The sequence below is a fragment of the Candidatus Defluviilinea gracilis genome, from assembly GCF_057138825.1.
Window position 1 is genome coordinate 1 of sequence record NZ_DBNHEF010000030.1, and the last position, 18,656, is coordinate 18,656.

The window sequence follows — 18,656 nt, forward strand, 5'->3', positions numbered from 1 at the left end:
GTTCGATCCACCCGCGGATCGCTCACTTTGCTAAAATGCTCGGCGATCGCCTCCAATGGCTTCTTTGTCATGGCTACCTCCTTCAAGATAGCCCTTTTTTACCTCAATTTAGATGCAATCGCCCTAAGGGGCAGACCTGTGTGTCTGCCCTTACTTTTTGGGAGTACCTAATATCGAGGTAATCCCAACACAACAGGATGTCATTCTGAATACTATGAAGCCGTCAAGGTTTTTTGAAAAACCAGGGGATTGACAGCAACATAGTTGGGAAGGTAGGGTTGTTGCGAGCGGACGACAGCACAAGCAATCTTGAGGATCTTGTTTTGGATGTTGTTGAGGACCAGTTTTTTGTGCTTGCCATCCGCGACTTTGCGGTAAAAGTATTGCTGAAACTGCTTTTTGTGCGTACGCACGGAGCAGGCCGCCAGATAAAGGAGTTTGCGTAACTTTGGAGGTCCAAAGTGTCGTGAAGTTGGAGCCGAGTAGACGGAAGAGCCACTTTCATGCTTGATCGGGCAGATGCCGATGAAAGCCGCCAAACTTCTTGGATCGAGTGTTTCCTGCATGAGGATCAGTAAGTGAGCGGCGAGTTGCAGCCCGATGCCAGGCACCGTCATGAGCAAGAGCAGGGTCTGTTTGAAGGTTGGATCGCTTTCAATCAAACGACGGATTTCCTTATCGATCTCTTTGATGGACTTGGTAATCTGCTCGATCATGTTCTGGTGAGAGTGCTTGGCAAGTTCAGACGAGACCTTCTTGCGGTGGATCGCGTGCAAGGCGTTCTTATGTCCCGTCAACTGTACCGAAAAGTGCTGGCGCGTGGTCAACAGTAGCTTGACTTGCTCCAAAATCTCGGCTCTCGGTTTCCACAAGGAGAGTTTGTCCGCATAGCGGCAGGCATACTCGGCGATATACTGGCAGTCCAGTTCATCGGTTTTGGAAGCGTTCACAGGAAACTTGCGCTGGATGTTCAACGGCGGTTCGACCGCCACCGAATAACCACTGGCATATAGGAAGTATGCCAAGCCTTCACTATAGACGCCTGTCGCTTCCATACACACCACGGTGCTTTCGGTCTTCAGGTTGTGTTCCTGCAACCAGCCGAGAAAGGAGACGAAACCATTTTCGTCATTCTCGAATTTCGTTGGTTTGACCGTGACTTTCCAAGGCTGTGTTCCAACACTGGCCATGAAAGAAGCGGATGCAATATCGACACCTACAAAGGATACAAATGTTGTCATTCTGAACCTCTTTTGGACTTGGGTATTGGGTTTGCCAACTTGTGAACGTGCATTCTCCATTACTAGCCTTTCAGGCTTGAATACTGATCAAGCATAGTTCACAACAAGGGCTGGGTCTGCTTCAGAATTTGAGTTTGACTCGGCGTTTGCCTCGTGAGCGGCTCTAGACTTGTTCAGCCCTTGTTTGGCAACTCCAATACTACTTCAAGTCTAATGGAACGACTGAAGGGAGTGAAGAATCTCTGCTCCCGTTTGAAGTCTTGATGGCGCATCAAAGATTCTTCGTGGCGCGAGGCGTCACTCAGAATGATATGACGAGATTGCAGGTTTCGACGTTTCAGACACTTTCTTACATAGGCAACTAAACGGAGGCATTCGTGAATAAATCCATCAAAATCATACTCGGCTTGTTCGTGGGGTTGATCCTGCTCGCGGGCGTATTCTCGGCGGGGATTCTCGTCGGGTTTTTCATCCCGGGCGGCTCGCAACCGCCGATCGTCAACGACTTGTTTCCGCTGCAACCCACCGCCGCGCCGGAGCAACTCTCTGCCACCCCGGAAGACATGCAGACCCTGTTCGCCCCATTCTGGGAGGCGTGGAATATCGTCCACAGCGAATTCGTCGATCAGCCGCTGGACGATGTGGCGCTGATGCGCGGCGCGATCCGCGGCATGATGGAAGCGGTCGGCGACAAGCAGACCTTTTACATGGACCCGGTCGTGTATGAGACCGAAACCTCGGCGCTTTCCGGTGAATACGAAGGCATCGGCGCGTTCGTGGATACCACCGGAGAGTATCTATCCATCATCAGCCCTATCGAAGGCTCGCCCGCCGAAGCGGCAGGGCTGAAAGCCGGAGACTTGATCATCGCCATCGACGGCGTGGATATGACCGGCACACCGCCGGAAGAGGCGCGTCAGAAAGTCATCGGTCCCGCGGGCACAACCGTCACCTTGAGCGTGGCGCGCGAAGGTCAGGAAGAACCCCTGGAATTCATCATCACCCGCGCCAAGATCACCATCCCCAGCGTGACCGGCAAGATGCTCGAAAACGACATCGCTTACATCGACATCAACCAGTTCGGCGATAAGACCACCAGCGAACTCAACACAACGCTGGAAGAACTCCTCCCTCAAAACCCGAAGGGCATCATCATCGACTTGCGCAATAACGGCGGCGGATACCTACAAACCTCCATTGAAGTGGCTTCCGAATTCATCGACCAAGGCGTGATTCTCTATGAGCAATACGGCGACGGCACGCGCGACACCTACAACGCGCTGGGCAACGGGCGCGCCACCGACCTTCCCATCGTTGTGCTGGTGAATGAAGGTTCCGCCTCCGCTTCTGAAATTCTCGCGGGCGCGCTGAGAGATTACGGACGCGCGAAACTCGTCGGCGTGATCAGCTACGGCAAAGGCTCGGTGCAACAATGGATTCCGCTCTCGGGCGAAAACGGCGCGGCGCGTGTGACCGTCGCCCGATGGCTCACACCGAAAGAACGACTCATTGACGGCATAGGCTTAACCCCTGATTTCATCGTAGAATTGACGGAAGACGATGCCGCCAACAACCGCGATCCGCAACTGGATAAAGCCGTAGAAGTGTTGTTAGATTTGATCGCAGGGAAGTAAAGGCGTCAGACCTCACAGGTCTTTGAGACCTGTGAAGCTTACAAGGAGAATAAAATGTTTTTCGACCCAACCTATTTATTGTGCGTCGCGCTCCCATCCATGCTTTTGATGGGCATCGCCTCCTGGTATGTGAAACACGCCTACAACAAATGGAGCCAAATTCGCGCAAGCAGTGGGCTCACCGGCGCGCAAGCCGCGCAACAACTCATCTCGCGTTCGGCGTACGTGGGCGAAGCGGGCGCAGACGGATTGCGGAACGTGCGCGTGCTTGGCGTGGGCGGCAATCTCACCGACCATTACAACCCGCAAGATAAAACCCTCTACCTTTCGCCGAACGTGGCAAACAGCCCGTCGGTTGCGGCGGTGGCGGTCGCCGCGCATGAACTCGGTCACGCGATGCAAGACGCGGAAGGATACCTCCCCATGAAATTCCGCTCCGCGCTCGTCCCGATGGTCAACATCGGCTCGAACCTCGGCTGGATCCTCATCCTCGCCGGGCTGATCTTCCGCTTCACCGAACTGGCCTGGCTCGGAGTCTTCTTCTTCGCGGGCGGCGCGCTCTTCGCGCTCGCCACCCTCCCCGTGGAACTTAACGCCTCGGCGCGCGCAAAACGACTGGTGGCTGAAGCGGGCATCATCCGCTCGGAGGAAGAACAACGCGGCGTGAATCAAGTGTTGAACGCCGCCGCGCTCACCTATGTCGCCGGTCTGCTCACCGCCGTGATGCAACTGCTGTACTACGTGTTTCTTGTCATCGGCATGGGCAGGCGCGACGATTAACAATCAAGCCATCATTGCCCCACGCCAAAAAACATCGGAGCTGTATTCCGATGTTTTTTGTTTGCTTGTGTATAATCTTTCACCATGCGGAAATTCATCGTCATCCTGCTTGCCTTTTTAGGCGCGGGGTTTGTGTACCTCAGTTTCGGCGAAATCGAAAGCATCCTCCAAACCATCCGGCGCGGAAACCTCTGGTTCATCCTGCTCGCCCTGCTCATCGAAAGCGGGTGGGTACTGGTGGCGGGTTCCACGATCCTAGCCTTATATCGAATCCTCGGCTTGGATGAAACGCTGTACCGACTGTCGCTTCTTTTTACGGCGGGGAATTTTATCTCTACAGTGATGCCCAGCGCGGGGATGGGGGCGGTGGCGGTCTTCATCAGCGAAGCGAACCGCAGGGGGCAACCCACCGGCAAAGTGACGATCGCCAGCATGTTATACATCTTCCTCGATTACATTGCCTTTCTGTGCGTGCTTGCGCTGGGACTGATCGTGCTCTTTCGCCGCAACCACCTCGACGCCGCCGAACTCACCGCTTCGGGCATCATGTTCTCCATCGCAACCTTGCTCGGATTTCTCTTCTACCTTGGATCAAAATCGGAGGTACGGTTGGGCAACGCCCTGGCGCGTATCGCCCGCTTCCTCAACCGTATCGCCCGCCCGTTTCTCCATCGCGATTACCTCAGCGAAGAAAAAATGCGCGAGTACGCCCGCGAACTGGCAACCGACCTTCAAACCCTCCCCCAAAACTATCGGAAATTCCTCAAGCCCATGTTATTGGCGCTGCTCAATAAAACCATGTTAATGAGCGTGCTGGCGGCGATCTTCCTTGCCTTTCAAATCCCTTTTTCTGCCGGCACCATCATCGGCGGGTTTGCAATCTCCTATTTATTTTTAGTCATTTCCCCCACCCCCGCGGGCATTGGCATCGTGGAGGGCATTATGCCGCTCGCGCTCTCCTCCCTTAACGTGCCTTGGAGTCAGGCGATCATCGTCACGCTGGCATATCGCGGCGTCACATTCTGGTTTCCGCTGGGCATTGGCGGATGGGCATTGCGCATTCTACATATGAACCCAACTCCACCGGAAAGCCCCGTCTGAAGATATGACCATCACTTCACTACTGGATTCGTGGAAACGCGACGAAGCCACCGCCCCCAACATCTCTGCCTGGCAGACGTTTCCCCCGCGTCCCGCGCAAACGCATCCTTTTCCGACGGGTCTGCCTGCCCCGCTTTCCCAAGCCCTCATCGCCAGTGGAATTCACTCCCTCTACTCGCATCAACTCGAAGCATGGACAGCGACTCAACAAAACCAGAACATGATCCTCTCCACCGGCACCGCCTCGGGCAAAACGCTCGCCTACAACCTGCCGGTTTTTTCCGAGTTACTCGCCAACCCAAACGCGCGCGCGTTATACCTCTTCCCAACCAAAGCCCTCGCGCAAGATCAACTTTCCGCGCTTACCAACTTGAAACTTGAAACCTGGAACTTGACGCCCGCAATCTACGACGGCGACACCCCCTCCTCCGCCCGCCCCTCCATCCGCAAAACCGCGCGCATCGTGTTGACCAACCCCGATATGCTTCACACCGGCATCCTTCCGCATCACACCAACTGGCTGGAATTTTTCGCAAACCTCAAATTCGTCGTAATCGATGAAGCCCACACCTATCGCGGCGTCTTCGGCTCTCACGTTGCCAATGTAATTCGCAGACTCAAACGGGTCGCCGCGTTTTACAACAGCGCGCCAAAATTCATTTTGGCATCCGCCACCATTGGCAACCCAAAAGAACTCGCCGAAAAACTCATCGAGGAACCGGTAACTCTCATTGACAACGACGGCTCCGCCCGCGGACCGCGCCACTTCCTGCTCTACAACCCGCCGCTCGTGGATGAATCATTGGGCTTAAGGAAATCATCCCTGCTCGAAGGGGTGCGGCTCGCGCGGGAATTGATCAACAGCAATGTTCAGACCGTGGTGTTTGCGCGCTCCAGGCGAAGCGTTGAGATCATTCTGAGTTATTTACAAGGCGAACTCACCCCAGACTCAAGCATCGAGTCCCCGCTGATTGGCTACGAGTCTCTGCCCAATCCCCGGTCGACGGTACGCGGGTATCGCAGTGGATACCTGCCAAGCCAACGCAGAGAGATCGAAAAAGGACTCCGCGACGGCGCGATCAAAACTGTTGTTGCTACCAATGCGCTCGAACTCGGCATCGACATCGGCGGGCTGGGCGCGGCGATCCTCGTCGGCTATCCGGGCACTGTCGCTTCGGCGAGACAGCAAGCCGGTCGCGCGGGACGCGGGTTGGAATCCGCTGTCAGTGTGCTGGTGGCGTCTCCCAGCCCCATCGACCAGTTCCTCGCGCATCATCCCGAATATTTCTTCGAGCGCTCGCCTGAGCAAGCGTTGATCAACCCCGATCATCTGTTGATCTTGCTGGAACATTTGCGGTGCGCCATGTTTGAACTGCCGTTTCCAAAAGGCGAAGGCTTCGGCTCTTTATCCGGAGAAATCATTGAAGAGTATCTCCACTTTCTACTTTCCAATGGCGAGGCGCATCTCTCGAATGAAAAATTTTTCTGGATGGCAGACGTATACCCCGCCGCAAACATTTCCCTGCGATCCGCATCTCCGCAAAGTTTTGTTTTGCAAACCACGATCGACGACAGACCATTGACCATTGGGATCGTTGACGGCGAAAGCGCGGTGTGGATGGTTCATCCCGGCGCGGTCTACTTGCACGAAGCGCAAGCCTATCTGGTCGAAGAATTGAATCTGGCGGAGCGTATCGCGCGCCTCAAACCGTTCGTCAGCGATTACTACACCGAGCCGTTGCAACAAACCGAAGTGGAGTTGTTATCTGTCGCGGAGGAATCTCCTCCTCCACCCGTGAAAGATTCCGGGCGCCGCGCTGAGCCTGTCGAAGCGGGCGTGGGCGCGTCAAAATCATGGGGCGAACTCAAAATCACCACGCAAGTGACCGGCTTTCGCAAACGACGCTGGCACACCCATGAAAATCTTGGCGAGGAACCGCTGGATTTACCTCCCTCCGAATTGCAGACGACCGGCTACTGGCTGACTCTCTCCGAAGAAACGATCGCGCATCTGCGCGACCTTGGGGCTTGGTCCAACGACCCCAACGACTACGGACCCGGCTGGGACAAGATTCGAGAACGCGTCCGCGGGCGAGACAAGTTCACCTGTCAGGTATGCGGCGCGGTGGAGTCGAGCCGCCAACATGATGTGCATCACAAAGTCCCTTTCCGCGCGTTCGCATCGCGCGAAGAAGCAAATCGTGTGGAGAATCTCACAACGCTGTGCCCATCCTGCCATCATAAAGTAGAGCAGAACGTGCGCATGAGAAGCGGGCTGGCGGGGCTTGCCTATGTGCTGGCGAATCTCGCGCCGTTATTTTTGATGTGCGACTCGGCAGATCTGGGAACGCACATCGAGCCTGTTGAAAATAAAATCTTCGGCATGCCCGCCATCGTGTTATATGACTCCATCCCGGCGGGGATCGGTTTCAGCCAGAAATTGTTCGAACTTCACGATCAACTCCTCGCCCGCGCATTGGAATTGGTCGGCGCGTGCGCCTGCGCGGATGGCTGTCCTTCATGCGTCGGGCCTGGCGGCGAGAATGGATACGGCGGCAAGCAGGAAGCGCTCGAGATTCTCAAAGTCCTTACGCGATCGTCAGACTAAATTTCTACATTGCGTTAATAGTTTTCTTGCGCAAGACGATTAAGATGGGGACATTGAAATTAAGTGGCGACAGTTCATTCAAAGAGGACTGTCACTCGCAGACCTTGTAAGGAGACACACATGAGCAAAATCATTGGCATTGACTTAGGCACAACCAACTCTGTCGTTTCGGTCATGGAAGGCGGCTCGCCAACCGTGATCTCAACCGCCGAGGGCGGGCGGCTCGCGCCGTCAGTTGTGGCATTTAATAAAAACGCCGAGCGACTCGTCGGTCAGACGGCGAAGCGGCAGGCGGTCATCAACCCTGAAAACACGATCTACTCCATCAAGCGTTTCATCGGACGTCACTTCGATGAAGTTGAATCGGAACGCAAGATGGTCCCATATGAAGTGGTAAAAGGCCCGACGGGCGACGTGCGCGTGAAAATCCCGATCACGAACCGCGAATATTCCCCGCAGGAAATTTCGGCGATGATCCTGGGCAAGTTGAAGTCGGATGCCGAAGCGTATTTGGGATCGCCCGTCACGCAGGCGGTCATCACTGTCCCCGCGTATTTCAACGACAGCCAACGACAAGCCACGAAAGACGCGGGCAAGATTGCCGGTCTCGAAGTGATGCGTATCATCAACGAACCGACTGCATCCGCGCTTGCGTATGGACTCGATAAAAAGAAAGATGAAACGATTCTCGTCTTCGACCTCGGCGGCGGCACATTCGACGTGTCGGTGCTGGAAGTCGGCGAAGGCGTGATCGAAGTGAAAGCCACGAACGGCGACACTCACCTCGGCGGCGACGACTGGGATCAAAAGATCGTCAACTGGGCGGCGGATGAATTCAAGCGCGAACAAGGCATTGACTTGCGCAACGACCGCCCCGCGTTGCAACGTCTGCGTGAAGCCGCGGAGAAAGCGAAGATCGAACTTTCCACGGTGATGGAGACAGAACTTAATCTGCCGTACATCACAGCAGACGCTTCCGGTCCGAAACACTTGCAGTTGAAACTTTCGCGCGCAAAATTCGAGCAGATGACCGAAGACTTGCTCAACCGTTGCCGCAAACCGTTCGAAGCCGCGTTGAAAGACGCCGGCATTGACGCGGGCAAATTAAATGAAGTTGTTCTCGTCGGCGGCTCATCGCGTATGCCGATGGTGCATGACCTGGTCCGCAAACTGACGAACGGCAAAGAGCCGAACAAAGGCGTGAACCCCGATGAAGTGGTCGCAGTCGGCGCGGCGATTCAAGGCGGCGTGCTCGGCGGTGAAGTGAAGGATATCCTCCTGCTCGACGTGACCCCGCTCTCCTTGGGCGTCGAAACGATGGGCAGTGTGATGACCAAGATGATCGAACGCAACACAACCATCCCTGTCCGCAAAACGGAAACGTATTCGACGGCGGCAGATAATCAAACCGCAGTGGACATCCACGTGTTGCAAGGCGAACGCCCGATGGCTGGCGATAATATGTCGCTTGGGCGATTCCGACTCGACGGCATCCCGCCCGCGCCGCGCGGCATTCCGCAAGTGGAAGTGACGTTCGACATCGACGCGAACGGCATCTTGAATGTGACCGCCAAAGACAAAGCTACCGGCAAAGAGCAGAAAGTCACGATCACCGCTTCGACGAATTTGAACAAGAGCGACATTGACCGCATGGTGAACGAAGCGCGCTCGCACGAAGCGGACGACCGCAAACGCCGCGAGTTGATCGATGCCAAGAACACGGCAGACAACCTCGTGTATCAAACTGAAAAAGCTTTGCGCGACCTCGGCGATAAAGTCTCAGGCGCAGACGCGCAGGATATAAACGGCAAGATCGATGAACTCAAATCTGCCGCGCAGAGCGACGACATCAACCGCATCAAGCAAGCCTCTGAAAAAGTGGAGCAAACCTTCCACGCGCTGAGCCAGCAACTCTATGCCCAAGGTCAGCCGCAACCTGAAGCGGCGGGCGGACCGTCTGTCCCGCCGACCGATGGCGATGTGATCGACGGTGAAGTGAAAGAGTAATAAAGAAATTAGACCCGTGAGGTTTACAAAACCTCACGGGTCTTTTTGTTATATAATCTTCCCATGCAAAAACGTTTTAACCGCAAGTGGATCGCGCCGATTCTGATCGCCCTCGGCATCATCATCTTTTTTCTCCCGCCCGTCTATTCACGCGCCATGCCGCGCATTGACGGTTGGGTCTCCAGCATCAAATACCTCATCAACCCGCCCGACGAAGCCACCTTCCAACCGCAGCAACAATCGCCGGTTGATAGCGCCGCCACAGAGTTGATGCAAACCCGCGTCGCGACTCAAACGCTCGATGCGACTTCGACTCCCAAGCCGGGTCCAACGCTGACGCCGACGGTCACTTCCACGCCTCTGCCTGCTTCCGTTTCGTTGACCGGGTTCAAATATGTGGACCAACGCAACCGCTGGAATTATTGCGGTCCCGCCAATCTCACGATGGCGTTGGACTTCGTCGGCTGGGGCGGCAACCGCGACGACATCGCCCGCGTCATCAAGCCGGGGATTCAGGATCCCAAACTCGACTTTATCCAACAGGGACGCAGTGACGTCAACGTGATGCCGTACGAGTTGGTGGGCTTCGTCAACGATGAGACCGAATATCGCGCGTTGTCTCGTCTCGGCGGCGATATTGATGTGGCGAAGCGATTGCTCGCGGCGGGTTTTCCGTTCATCGCGGAAAAAGGCTATTACGAAAAAGATTACACGGGCAAGATTGCCTGGCTTGGGCATTATCAATTCGTCACAGGCTATGACGACGCCAAAGGCGAGTTGACCGTTCAAGACACGTGGAATGACGGTCCCAACTTTCGAATCTCTTATGAAGAGTTCACGTCAAGCGAAGCATGGCTGTCGTTCGATAATATTTTTATCGTGGTGTATGCGCCTGAACGCGAAGCCGAATTGTTACAAGTGTTGGGTCCGTATGCCGATGATACCTGGGCATCGAACCGCGCCCGGGAAATTGCCGAAGAGCGCATTGCCGATTCCGAAGGCATTGACCAATACTTCGCGTGGTTCGCCAAAGGGACGAGCCATGTGGAATTGTTCGAGTATGCCGACGCGGCGGCGGCTTTCGATCAGGCGTTTGCAATTTACAACGAATTAGGCAAAGACGACAAACAGCGTCCGTACCGCATGATGTGGTATCAAACGGGTCCCTACAAGGCGTATTTCTATACCGGGCGATACCAAGATGTGATCGATCTTGCCAACGTCACATTGATCGACACCATTTCCAAGCCGACATTGGAAGAAAGCATCTATTGGCGCGGGCGAGCCAAGTATATGATCGGCGACACGCCCGGTGCCATCGCCGATTATCGCGAAGCGCTGAGACTGCATCCCAAGTGGGGTCCGGCGATTCAGGCGTTGCAGGACTTAGGGGTTCAGCCATAAGAAGTTACCTCGGTGGTTGAGTTGTCCCGCGATGCTCGTCGCGGGACGTATCGAAACCACCAGCCAGCATGAAACATACTGTTTGAAGGTTATCGGTGGTTTCGATACGGGCTTCGCAACGAACGCTCAACCCTACTCAACCACCAGAGTAAACATGAAATGAAACTCCTCCACTTCGCCGACGCGCATATTGACATGGCTAACTACGGACGCCATGACCCCGAAACGGGATTGCCCTTCCGTGTGCTGGATTTCCTCAAGTCGCTGGATACCATCGTGGACGCGGCGATCTCTCAACGGGTGGACTTGGTCATCTTCGCGGGAGACGCCTACAAAGACCGTTCTCCCGCGCCGACATTTCAACGCGAGTGGGGCAAGCGCATCGTGCGACTCTCGCAAGCGAAAATCCCGACCTTGCTTCTGGTTGGCAATCACGATCTTTCTCCAGCCATTGGACGCGCGCACGCGATTCAAGAGTTCGACACGTTGCACGTGCCGTTCATCAAAGTGTTGGACAAGCCGCAGTTTTTGTCGCCCAGCGATCTGTGGGATGTGCCTGCGCAAGTCATTGCCATGCCGTGGGTCACACGCTCAGGCTTGATGGCGAATCTCGAAATGAGCGCGGCGGACACGAGTGAGATTTTTTCCAGCCTCGAATCTAGAATTTCTGATCTCATCGAAGAATACATAAAAGAAGCAGACAAGACACTGCCTCTCATTCTCACCGCCCATGCCTCCGTCGAAGGCGCGACGTTTGGCATGGAACGTATGGTAATGTTGGGAAGCGATTTGGTTCTGCCAACTTCGTTGGTGAAAGACCCGCGCCTCGATTATGTCGCGATGGGACACATCCACAAACCGCAGGATGTGAACGAAGGGAATCATCCGCCCGTCGTTTATCCAGGCTCTATCGAGCGGATTGATTTCGGCGAGGCGAAGGACGATAAGTTTTACATCATCGCCGAGGTGGAGCGGGGAAAGACGAACGTGGAGTGGAAAAAGATCGAAGGGACGCGCCGCTTTATCGAAAGGCGAACCAGCCTCACGTCCGATGAGAACGTGACCGAGGTATTGAAATCCCAGTTGCCGAGAGATATGTCCGAGGCAATTGTCAAGTTGATCGTCGAATATCCGCGCGAATGGGATGCGTTGATCGACGAAGCGGCGTTGCGAAAATTTGCGGCGGATGCGTTCGAGTTCCATCTCGTGAAGAAACCGAAGATCGAGGCGCGTGTTCGTATCCCTGAGGGGCAGGTGGTCAGCAGTATGAGCCCGCTCGAACTGCTTGGGCAATATTTAGATTCGGCGAAGGTGAACGACGCGGACGAATTAAAAAAACTCGCGCAGGAAATTATCTCGGAAGATCAAATCTAAAATCGCCAATCGTAAATCGTAAATCTGAAATCGTAAATTGAGAGAGGTGAACCTTGTCGCCAAAGAACCCCAACTACCGCTGGTTCGTCGTCGGGATCTTTTTCTTTTTTATGCTATTGCATCAGACTGACAAGTTGATGATCGGCTCTCTGCAAGTGCAGATCAGCGAAACGTTCGGCATCAATGATTTCCAATGGGGCTTGGTGAATTCGGGCGCGTTGGCGGTGGCGACGGTGTTGTATCCGCTGTGGGGCTATTTATACGACCGTTACGCGCGTTCCAAACTGCTCGCGTTGGCGTCGTTCATTTGGGGCGCGACGACCTGGCTGAACGCGGTCGTCCGCACGTACACGGGATTTTTAATTACGCGCGCTTCCACAGGCATTGACGATTCATCGTACCCCGGCATTTACACGCTCATCGCCGATTATTTCGGTCCGAACTTGCGCAGTAAAGTGTATGGGATTTTGCAAGTGGCGCAACCCCTTGGGTTTTTGATGGGCTTGATCCTCGGACAAATGGTCGCGCCGCTCATCGGCGGCTGGCGCTCGGTCTTTTACATCACGGGTGGTTTGGGAATTGTGATCGCCCTCTTCATTTACTTTGGCGTGAAGGAAATGCCGCGCGGCAAAGCCGAACCCGAATTCGAGAATGTTCCCGAAATGGCAACCTTCCGTTTTTCATGGGCAGAGGCGAAGCAGATCTTCCAAAAGCGCACGATGTGGTTCATCTTTTTACAAGGCTTCGCGGGCGTGTTTCCGATTCAGGTGATCATCTTCTTTTTCTTCGGATATCTTGAAACCGAGCGCGGCTACGATTCCAACAGGATCATTGCCACGATGGCGCCCGTCATTTTGATTCTCGCGGCGGGGTATATCGTCGGCGGGTTTCTCGGTGATTTCTTTTTCCAACGAACAAAAAAGGGACGTATCCTTGTCTCCAGCGCGGGAGTTTTGCTCGGCGCGATCTTCCTCTACTTTGCCATGACCACGCCGCTGGATCAACCGAACCGCTTCTTTCTCCTCATGTGCCTGACTGCCATTTTTATGCCTCTTTCGTCCCCGAACGTGGTCGCCACCGTCTACGACGTGACGGTCCCCGAAGTCCGCTCGACGGCGCAAGCCATCGAATACTTCATCGAGAACAGCGGAGCGGTCACCGCGCCAGCGCTCACCGGCGTGTTGATCCTCGCCACCGGAGACAAAACGTTTTCCATCATGATCATCTGCGTCACCGCATGGGTGATCTGTTTCCTGTTCTATCTTGGCGCCTTGTTCACCATTGAGAAAGACACGAGTCACCTGCGAACGCAAATGGCGGAACGCGCGAAGACGATGTGATTCCTGGTGGGGCGGTGATGATGAATATTTTCAAATAATCAAACCTTGACAAAATAGAACAAGTGTTCTAAACTGTGGGCGTTGATCGTTCCCCCTTTGTGTTGTGGTTAAACCCACAGGAGACTCCCATGAACCGTTCTTTGTCTTTCAAACTACTTCCCCTCATTCAGAATGCCGCCCACAAGCGCGGGTTGATCTTTGGGGGGATCATCCTCAGCGCCCTGCTGGGGTTTGAAATCTTCAACTTCTCCAGCACGGCGTTCGCCCTGCGCGATATCCTGGGCGATCTGGCGTTTGGTCCGTTCAAATGGGCGACCATCCTGGCGCTCGCTTTCTGCGGCATCGACTTTGCCGGCATTGCCCGCATCTTCACCCCCGAAAAGGGTCGAGACGAACCCGCCGAAGTCTGGTATTTGCTTGGCGCCTGGTTACTCGCCGCGGCGTTCAATGCAACGCTCACCTGGTGGGGAGTGTCGCTTGCCATTCTCCAGCACAATGCCCAAGGCGGCGCTCTGCTTGGGCAGGCAACAATGACAAAAGTAGTGCCGGCGCTCGTGGCAGGGATGGTGCTCATGATCCGCGTGCTGTTGATCAACACCTTCTCGATTGCCGGCGAACGACTCTTCTCGCTAGATGACAACCCCTCTGCCCGCCAGAGTTTCAATAACCGACCCGCGTACCGTCCCTCCAGTGAGCCTGCTCGGGCTTCCAATTCAACCTTCCCGCGTTCCGCGCCCAAACCCGCCCCTGCGAACTACTCGCAACCGCTCTATAACGAGCCTACCTATCACCCCATTGGTATGACGGCGCAAGCGGGAGGCAATGAAAATCCTTCCTACCGGAGGTAAACTCTCCCAAAGTTTTTCCTTCTTCAACTCTTCTCCTACAATTGAAGAACATCCAACAATCAAAGACGCCGCGCGAATGCGCGGCGTCTTTGATTACGGTGGAGGGTGGGATACGCCCGGCTGATCGTACAGCCATGTTTTTCTGAACGGCTTCGGGCGGAACACGGAGAAAAACAACAACGGCCGATACCCCATGCGGCGGAAGAGGTGCAACGACATATCCGACGGGATGGCGACCATTTTCTTCACGCCCAACCTGATCGCCTCCGAATGGGCGGCATGGACAAGCGCGGTGGCAAGCCTGCGCTGGCGATATTCCTCCAATACGTACAGTTGGTTGATGTAGCCCACGCCGCGATATTTCGTTACGAGTTGCACCCATCCCACTGCCAACCCGCCTTCCTTGATAAAGAAGTTGTGGATGCGCGTATCGCGCAGGGTTTGCACGTGAATGCGTTCTCCCTCAGTCGTCAGGCTATTATTGGCGGCTTCGGTCTGTTGTATGGATATTGCTTTGTGGATGTTGAGCGGGATGGTGCTTACCTGCAAGGGCAGGTCGTAGCCCACAATGGGGGCGGCGCGCGCGAACTCGTACCCCAGCGTTGAAAAATGTTCTTTCAGGCTGAGATCGCTGGGGCTTGTATGAAAAATATTTACGATGTGCTTTTTCCCCTCGGGGATCGGATACGCCCGAACGGCATCGGTCACCTTGTGAATATCCGCGCTCAGGGCAAGGAATTCATAATGGAAGGAGGCGATCGGCGCGTCGTTGTACAGGGATACGCCGATGGGACCCGCCTCTTCGTAGCGCGTGCCATACACCACCTGATAGACATGGTTATACGAGGCGATCATCGCCTCTACCGCCCACCAATTGAGGATATCGTTTCGCGCATTGGTCATGCAGTTATGACGTATTTCCCCTCGCAATGGTTACTGTTTTAGGGCGACGGTTCGATTGGTCTGGCAAATCGCGCCGCTTGTCTTGACGCGGCGCAATTGCGTCAGGAACGATTTGTTTTTATTTGATCTCTTGCATAAGTATCGCTAGCTTAGACTGAGACCTTTGAGAGGCGCTCTTTTTCCCTGTGGTCTCTCCTGGCGCCGTCCGCCAGGGCAGGTGTGTGGCGAAAATGACTTTCGCAAGAGGTCTATTGCAATGTGGTTTCTCCGTTCGAGAGGACGTAAAAGCTTCTGCCGTGATCGAACACAAAGTCGGTGACGATGTAGCCGGCGCTGAATGCGGTCTCGAAGACTTCGCGCGTGAAAAATCGCCAATCGCGGGCGAGGGCGAAATCTTTTTCTTTGAGCGCGTTGAAATCGGATGGGATTTCGGCGAGAACGAGCTTTCCTTCAAGGGGCGAGAAATGTTCGGGTGGGCGAGGCAGGTCCCCCGTCGAGGCGAGAGGCGCATAGAGGGGTTGCAGTTCCGCCTGCGCAAAATGGTCGAGGGTCAACGGTTGGCGGACGCGCTTGCCCAACCTCCGTTCGACGCGGCGGGTGTTGATCCACCAATCCACCTGAAAACGGTCGGAGGGAAGCCCGGCGTTCAACCCGTCGCGCATGTCGCCGTATTCCGCGCGGCGATAGGTATTGCAGACCGCGCCGAGTTTGGCGATGTTGAGGCGGGCGTTGCGGCTGAGAAGCGGGTCGTACGTCCAGGTGATGTGGTCGAGCCCCTGGTGGCGGACGATCTGCCATTGGGCGCGTTTAAGCGCGAAGCCAATGCCGCCATCGCGGTGATCGGGATGGATGCCCAACATGTGCGAGCAATGTTTGGGGCGCGGGCCATCCGGCGTTTTTTCGATACCGGGAAATCCAAAGACAAAGCCAATGAGTTGCTCATCGATGTACGCGCCTGTCACGATGCCGCCGTTGTGAACTGCGGCGATGAAGACATGCGCGGGCACCACGTCGGTTTCACTGCCATGCCATACCTGGCGTTGCAGTTCTTCGACGGCGGTCATTTCTTCGGGAGTTTCAAGGATTTTGATGGTGGGCGCAGGCATATGCGAAATCTTCATCACATCGTCTGATTACCTTACACAATGGTTTTGGGGGCGCAGACAAAGCCGATTTCGCTGATCTAAAAGAAAGACAAATCTGCGTTTTCAGCGCGAATCAGCGTCCCGATTTTGAACGTGTTAGGTAATCCATTACAAAGTCTTAACCATGACTCTCTACCGTACATGTGCGCCGCTAAGCGCCGCCATGACGCCATGCGGCGCCCGCAAAGAACGCAAAGAAAACCTTCTTAACTTGGCGACCTTAGCGCGCTTTGCGGTAAAAATCTTTCATGTATGGTAGAGAAAACCATGATAAGAAAATTTCGTGTCAATCTGTGTCCTCCGCGGTGAAAGAGGATCAACGCGAAAAACGAAGCGCTTCTTGAAGCCGTTGCAGGAACGGCTTGCGCGTAAGGTAATCGAGCCGGTAGCCAAAACGGGCTGGCATCAAGCCGAAGTTGCGCGAGAGGTTTTCCACCGGGCAGGTGCGGTTGACGGCGATGTAATCGAGCCAGTACGTGGAAATATTCGCGCTGGGGATCATCGGGTCGAGGGTGACGAACAGTCCTCGCATGAACGGGATGGATAACGGAAGGAAGGCGCGCCGTGTGTTCGAGGTGTTCATGATCGTTTCAACGATCTGCCGCAAGGTAAAATATTCGCCGCCGCCGATCTCGTAGGTTTCATTCACCATCTCGGGATTCTGAAGCGCCCATAACAAGGCAGTTACGAGGTCTTCCACCCAAAGCGGCTGGAGCAGAACTTTGCCATCGCCGGGGGTTGGGAAGATAAACGGAACAGCGCGAAGAATTGCGGCGATATTATTGGTAAAGTTATCTTCGGGACCAAACACGATCGTCGAGCGGATGATGGTGTGCGGCACGCCGCTTTTGCGGATGTGCTCTTCGGCGATTCCCTTCGCCTTGTGAACCGGGAACGCCGACATGCGGTCGGCGCCCACGTGGCTGAGAAAGATCAGGCGTTGGATGCCCGCGTCTTGCGCGGCTTGGGCAAGGATGCGCGTCCCTTCCATATCGGTGTTGAACAAATTCCCATGGCGGCCATAACCCGACGCGCTGGCAAGATGGAACACCTGATGGACGCCGCGCAACGCCGCGCGCACGCCTCTCTCGTCATTGAGGCTGACTACCGAGACCTCGACCGGCACGCCCTTGGGCAGTCGCGGCGATTTCGGCGAAGGTCGCAACAACACGCGGACTTCCTGTCCCGTTTCTGAGAGGTGCCGCACAAGCGCGCGACCGATGAAGCCCGTCGCGCCGGTGACCAATATCATGGCGAAAATTATAGCAGACAGGGAATGATTGAATTGCGCGGAGTTAGGCGTCCGCCTTACCCAGCCATCACCGACCTATGAACATGATCGGTTCGTCCCTGTCGGGAACTTGAATTTCACGCCACGTTTTCCCCACATCAATGGATTCCAACAGGGTATTCCCCGCCGCCACGCGGATAGACGCTTCTTTCCCCGCCGAAATCCGAATCGCATTAATCGGCATTTCTGTCGCTATGGCTTTTATCGTCTCCCATGATTCCCCGTCGTCAGCCGAAACGAACAAACCGCTCGACTCTGTGCCGACAAATAGACCCGCCTCTAACAGCCCCAAACTCAAAACAGTATCATCCACTGGCAGGGAGATTTCCTTCCAGGAGCGTCCGCTGTTATCACTGCGGAACAAGCCTATGCTTGCGCCCGCAAAAACAGTGTCATGATTCATGGCAAGGCATAAGACCTGTTTATCGAGCAATCCAAAGTTCCAACCTTCCCACGTTCTGCCGCCGTTCACAGAACGAAAGACCCCGTCTTCCAGGGTTGCGGCGAATAGGGTTTTGTCTTTGTCAAAGTTCGGCGAAACACACAGCGCAGTGACATACGGACTCGGCGCGGCGAGTTGAGTCCAATTCCACGAAGCGCCCGCATCGTTTGAATAGGCGACTCCGCCAGGGAGCGCGGCGAACATTAAACCATCGCGGGTAAACGCCAGCGACGTCACCGAAAGCGATTCGCCTTTGATGATGTTGACCGCCTCCCATGTTTTACCCGCATCGCGCGAGCGATACAAACCCGAACGCCTTCCCGCGAAGGCGAGTTTGTCCTTTTTGAAGTTTGGCGATTCTGCCAACGCGAGCAATGTATCTTGTTCCAAATTCATCGTCCTGCCTTTTCTTATGTCGCAAAATTCATTTTGCAATTTTGCTCAGGGCATCCCCGCCGCCGAGGATTGCGTTTGAACATCAGTACTTCATGCAAGTTCGGGCGACAGTTCGATTGACTTGGCGCATCGTGTCGCCTGA

At 55.0% G+C, this 18,656-nt stretch carries 14 protein-coding genes; 9 read left to right on the forward strand and 5 right to left on the reverse strand.

What is annotated here, in order from left to right; translation table 11 throughout:
* Window positions 1–212: 212 nt before the first annotated feature.
* Complete coding sequence (locus AC16KF_RS03990; protein WP_484036004.1) at window positions 213–1,241, reverse strand: IS110 family RNA-guided transposase; 1,029 nt, start codon at window positions 1,239–1,241, stop codon at window positions 213–215.
* A gap of 377 nt (window positions 1,242–1,618) precedes the next feature.
* Between AC16KF_RS03990 and AC16KF_RS03995 the strand changes: the two genes are divergently transcribed.
* The 9 genes from AC16KF_RS03995 to AC16KF_RS04035 all read left to right on the forward strand — a co-directional run bounded on the left by AC16KF_RS03995 (window position 1,619) and on the right by AC16KF_RS04035 (window position 14,337).
* Window positions 1,619–2,875, forward strand: coding sequence for a S41 family peptidase (locus AC16KF_RS03995; RefSeq protein WP_484036005.1), 1,257 nt, complete (start codon window positions 1,619–1,621; stop codon window positions 2,873–2,875).
* A gap of 54 nt (window positions 2,876–2,929) precedes the next feature.
* Window positions 2,930–3,655, forward strand: coding sequence for a zinc metallopeptidase (locus AC16KF_RS04000; protein ID WP_484036006.1), 726 nt, complete (start codon window positions 2,930–2,932; stop codon window positions 3,653–3,655).
* A gap of 84 nt (window positions 3,656–3,739) precedes the next feature.
* Entirely contained in the window at window positions 3,740–4,756 is a 1,017-nt protein-coding gene (locus AC16KF_RS04005) for a lysylphosphatidylglycerol synthase transmembrane domain-containing protein (RefSeq protein ID WP_484036007.1), read from the forward strand.
* A 4-nt stretch (window positions 4,757–4,760) separates the two neighbouring features.
* Window positions 4,761–7,364, forward strand: coding sequence for a DEAD/DEAH box helicase (locus AC16KF_RS04010; RefSeq protein WP_484036008.1), 2,604 nt, complete (start codon window positions 4,761–4,763; stop codon window positions 7,362–7,364).
* Window positions 7,365–7,484: 120 nt separating this feature from the next.
* Window positions 7,485–9,371 (forward strand): molecular chaperone DnaK, encoded by a 1,887-nt coding sequence (dnaK, locus tag AC16KF_RS04015; protein ID WP_484036009.1) that lies wholly within the window; start codon window positions 7,485–7,487, stop codon window positions 9,369–9,371.
* A gap of 63 nt (window positions 9,372–9,434) precedes the next feature.
* Complete coding sequence (locus tag AC16KF_RS04020) at window positions 9,435–10,775, forward strand: C39 family peptidase (RefSeq protein WP_484036010.1); 1,341 nt, start codon at window positions 9,435–9,437, stop codon at window positions 10,773–10,775.
* 159 nt (window positions 10,776–10,934) lie between these two features.
* Entirely contained in the window at window positions 10,935–12,149 is a 1,215-nt protein-coding gene (locus tag AC16KF_RS04025) for a metallophosphoesterase family protein (RefSeq protein ID WP_484036011.1), read from the forward strand.
* 53 nt (window positions 12,150–12,202) lie between these two features.
* A complete protein-coding gene (locus AC16KF_RS04030; RefSeq protein ID WP_484036012.1) occupies window positions 12,203–13,489 on the forward strand; it encodes an MFS transporter in 1,287 nt (428 codons plus the stop codon).
* 128 nt (window positions 13,490–13,617) lie between these two features.
* Complete coding sequence (locus AC16KF_RS04035; RefSeq protein ID WP_484036013.1) at window positions 13,618–14,337, forward strand: hypothetical protein; 720 nt, start codon at window positions 13,618–13,620, stop codon at window positions 14,335–14,337.
* A 93-nt stretch (window positions 14,338–14,430) separates the two neighbouring features.
* Here the strand turns inward: AC16KF_RS04035 and AC16KF_RS04040 are convergent, their stop codons facing one another.
* From AC16KF_RS04040 to AC16KF_RS04055, 4 genes are all read right to left on the reverse strand, one after another.
* Complete coding sequence (locus AC16KF_RS04040) at window positions 14,431–15,240, reverse strand: GNAT family N-acetyltransferase (protein WP_484036014.1); 810 nt, start codon at window positions 15,238–15,240, stop codon at window positions 14,431–14,433.
* 248 nt (window positions 15,241–15,488) lie between these two features.
* Entirely contained in the window at window positions 15,489–16,361 is an 873-nt protein-coding gene (locus AC16KF_RS04045; protein ID WP_484036015.1) for a GNAT family N-acetyltransferase, read from the reverse strand.
* A 340-nt stretch (window positions 16,362–16,701) separates the two neighbouring features.
* The gene (locus tag AC16KF_RS04050) at window positions 16,702–17,637 is read right to left on the reverse strand and encodes an SDR family oxidoreductase (RefSeq protein ID WP_484036016.1); all 936 of its coding nucleotides are present in this window, start codon (window positions 17,635–17,637) and stop codon (window positions 16,702–16,704) included.
* A gap of 67 nt (window positions 17,638–17,704) precedes the next feature.
* Window positions 17,705–18,514 (reverse strand): WD40/YVTN/BNR-like repeat-containing protein, encoded by an 810-nt coding sequence (locus AC16KF_RS04055; protein ID WP_484036017.1) that lies wholly within the window; start codon window positions 18,512–18,514, stop codon window positions 17,705–17,707.
* Window positions 18,515–18,656: the final 142 nt, after the last annotated feature.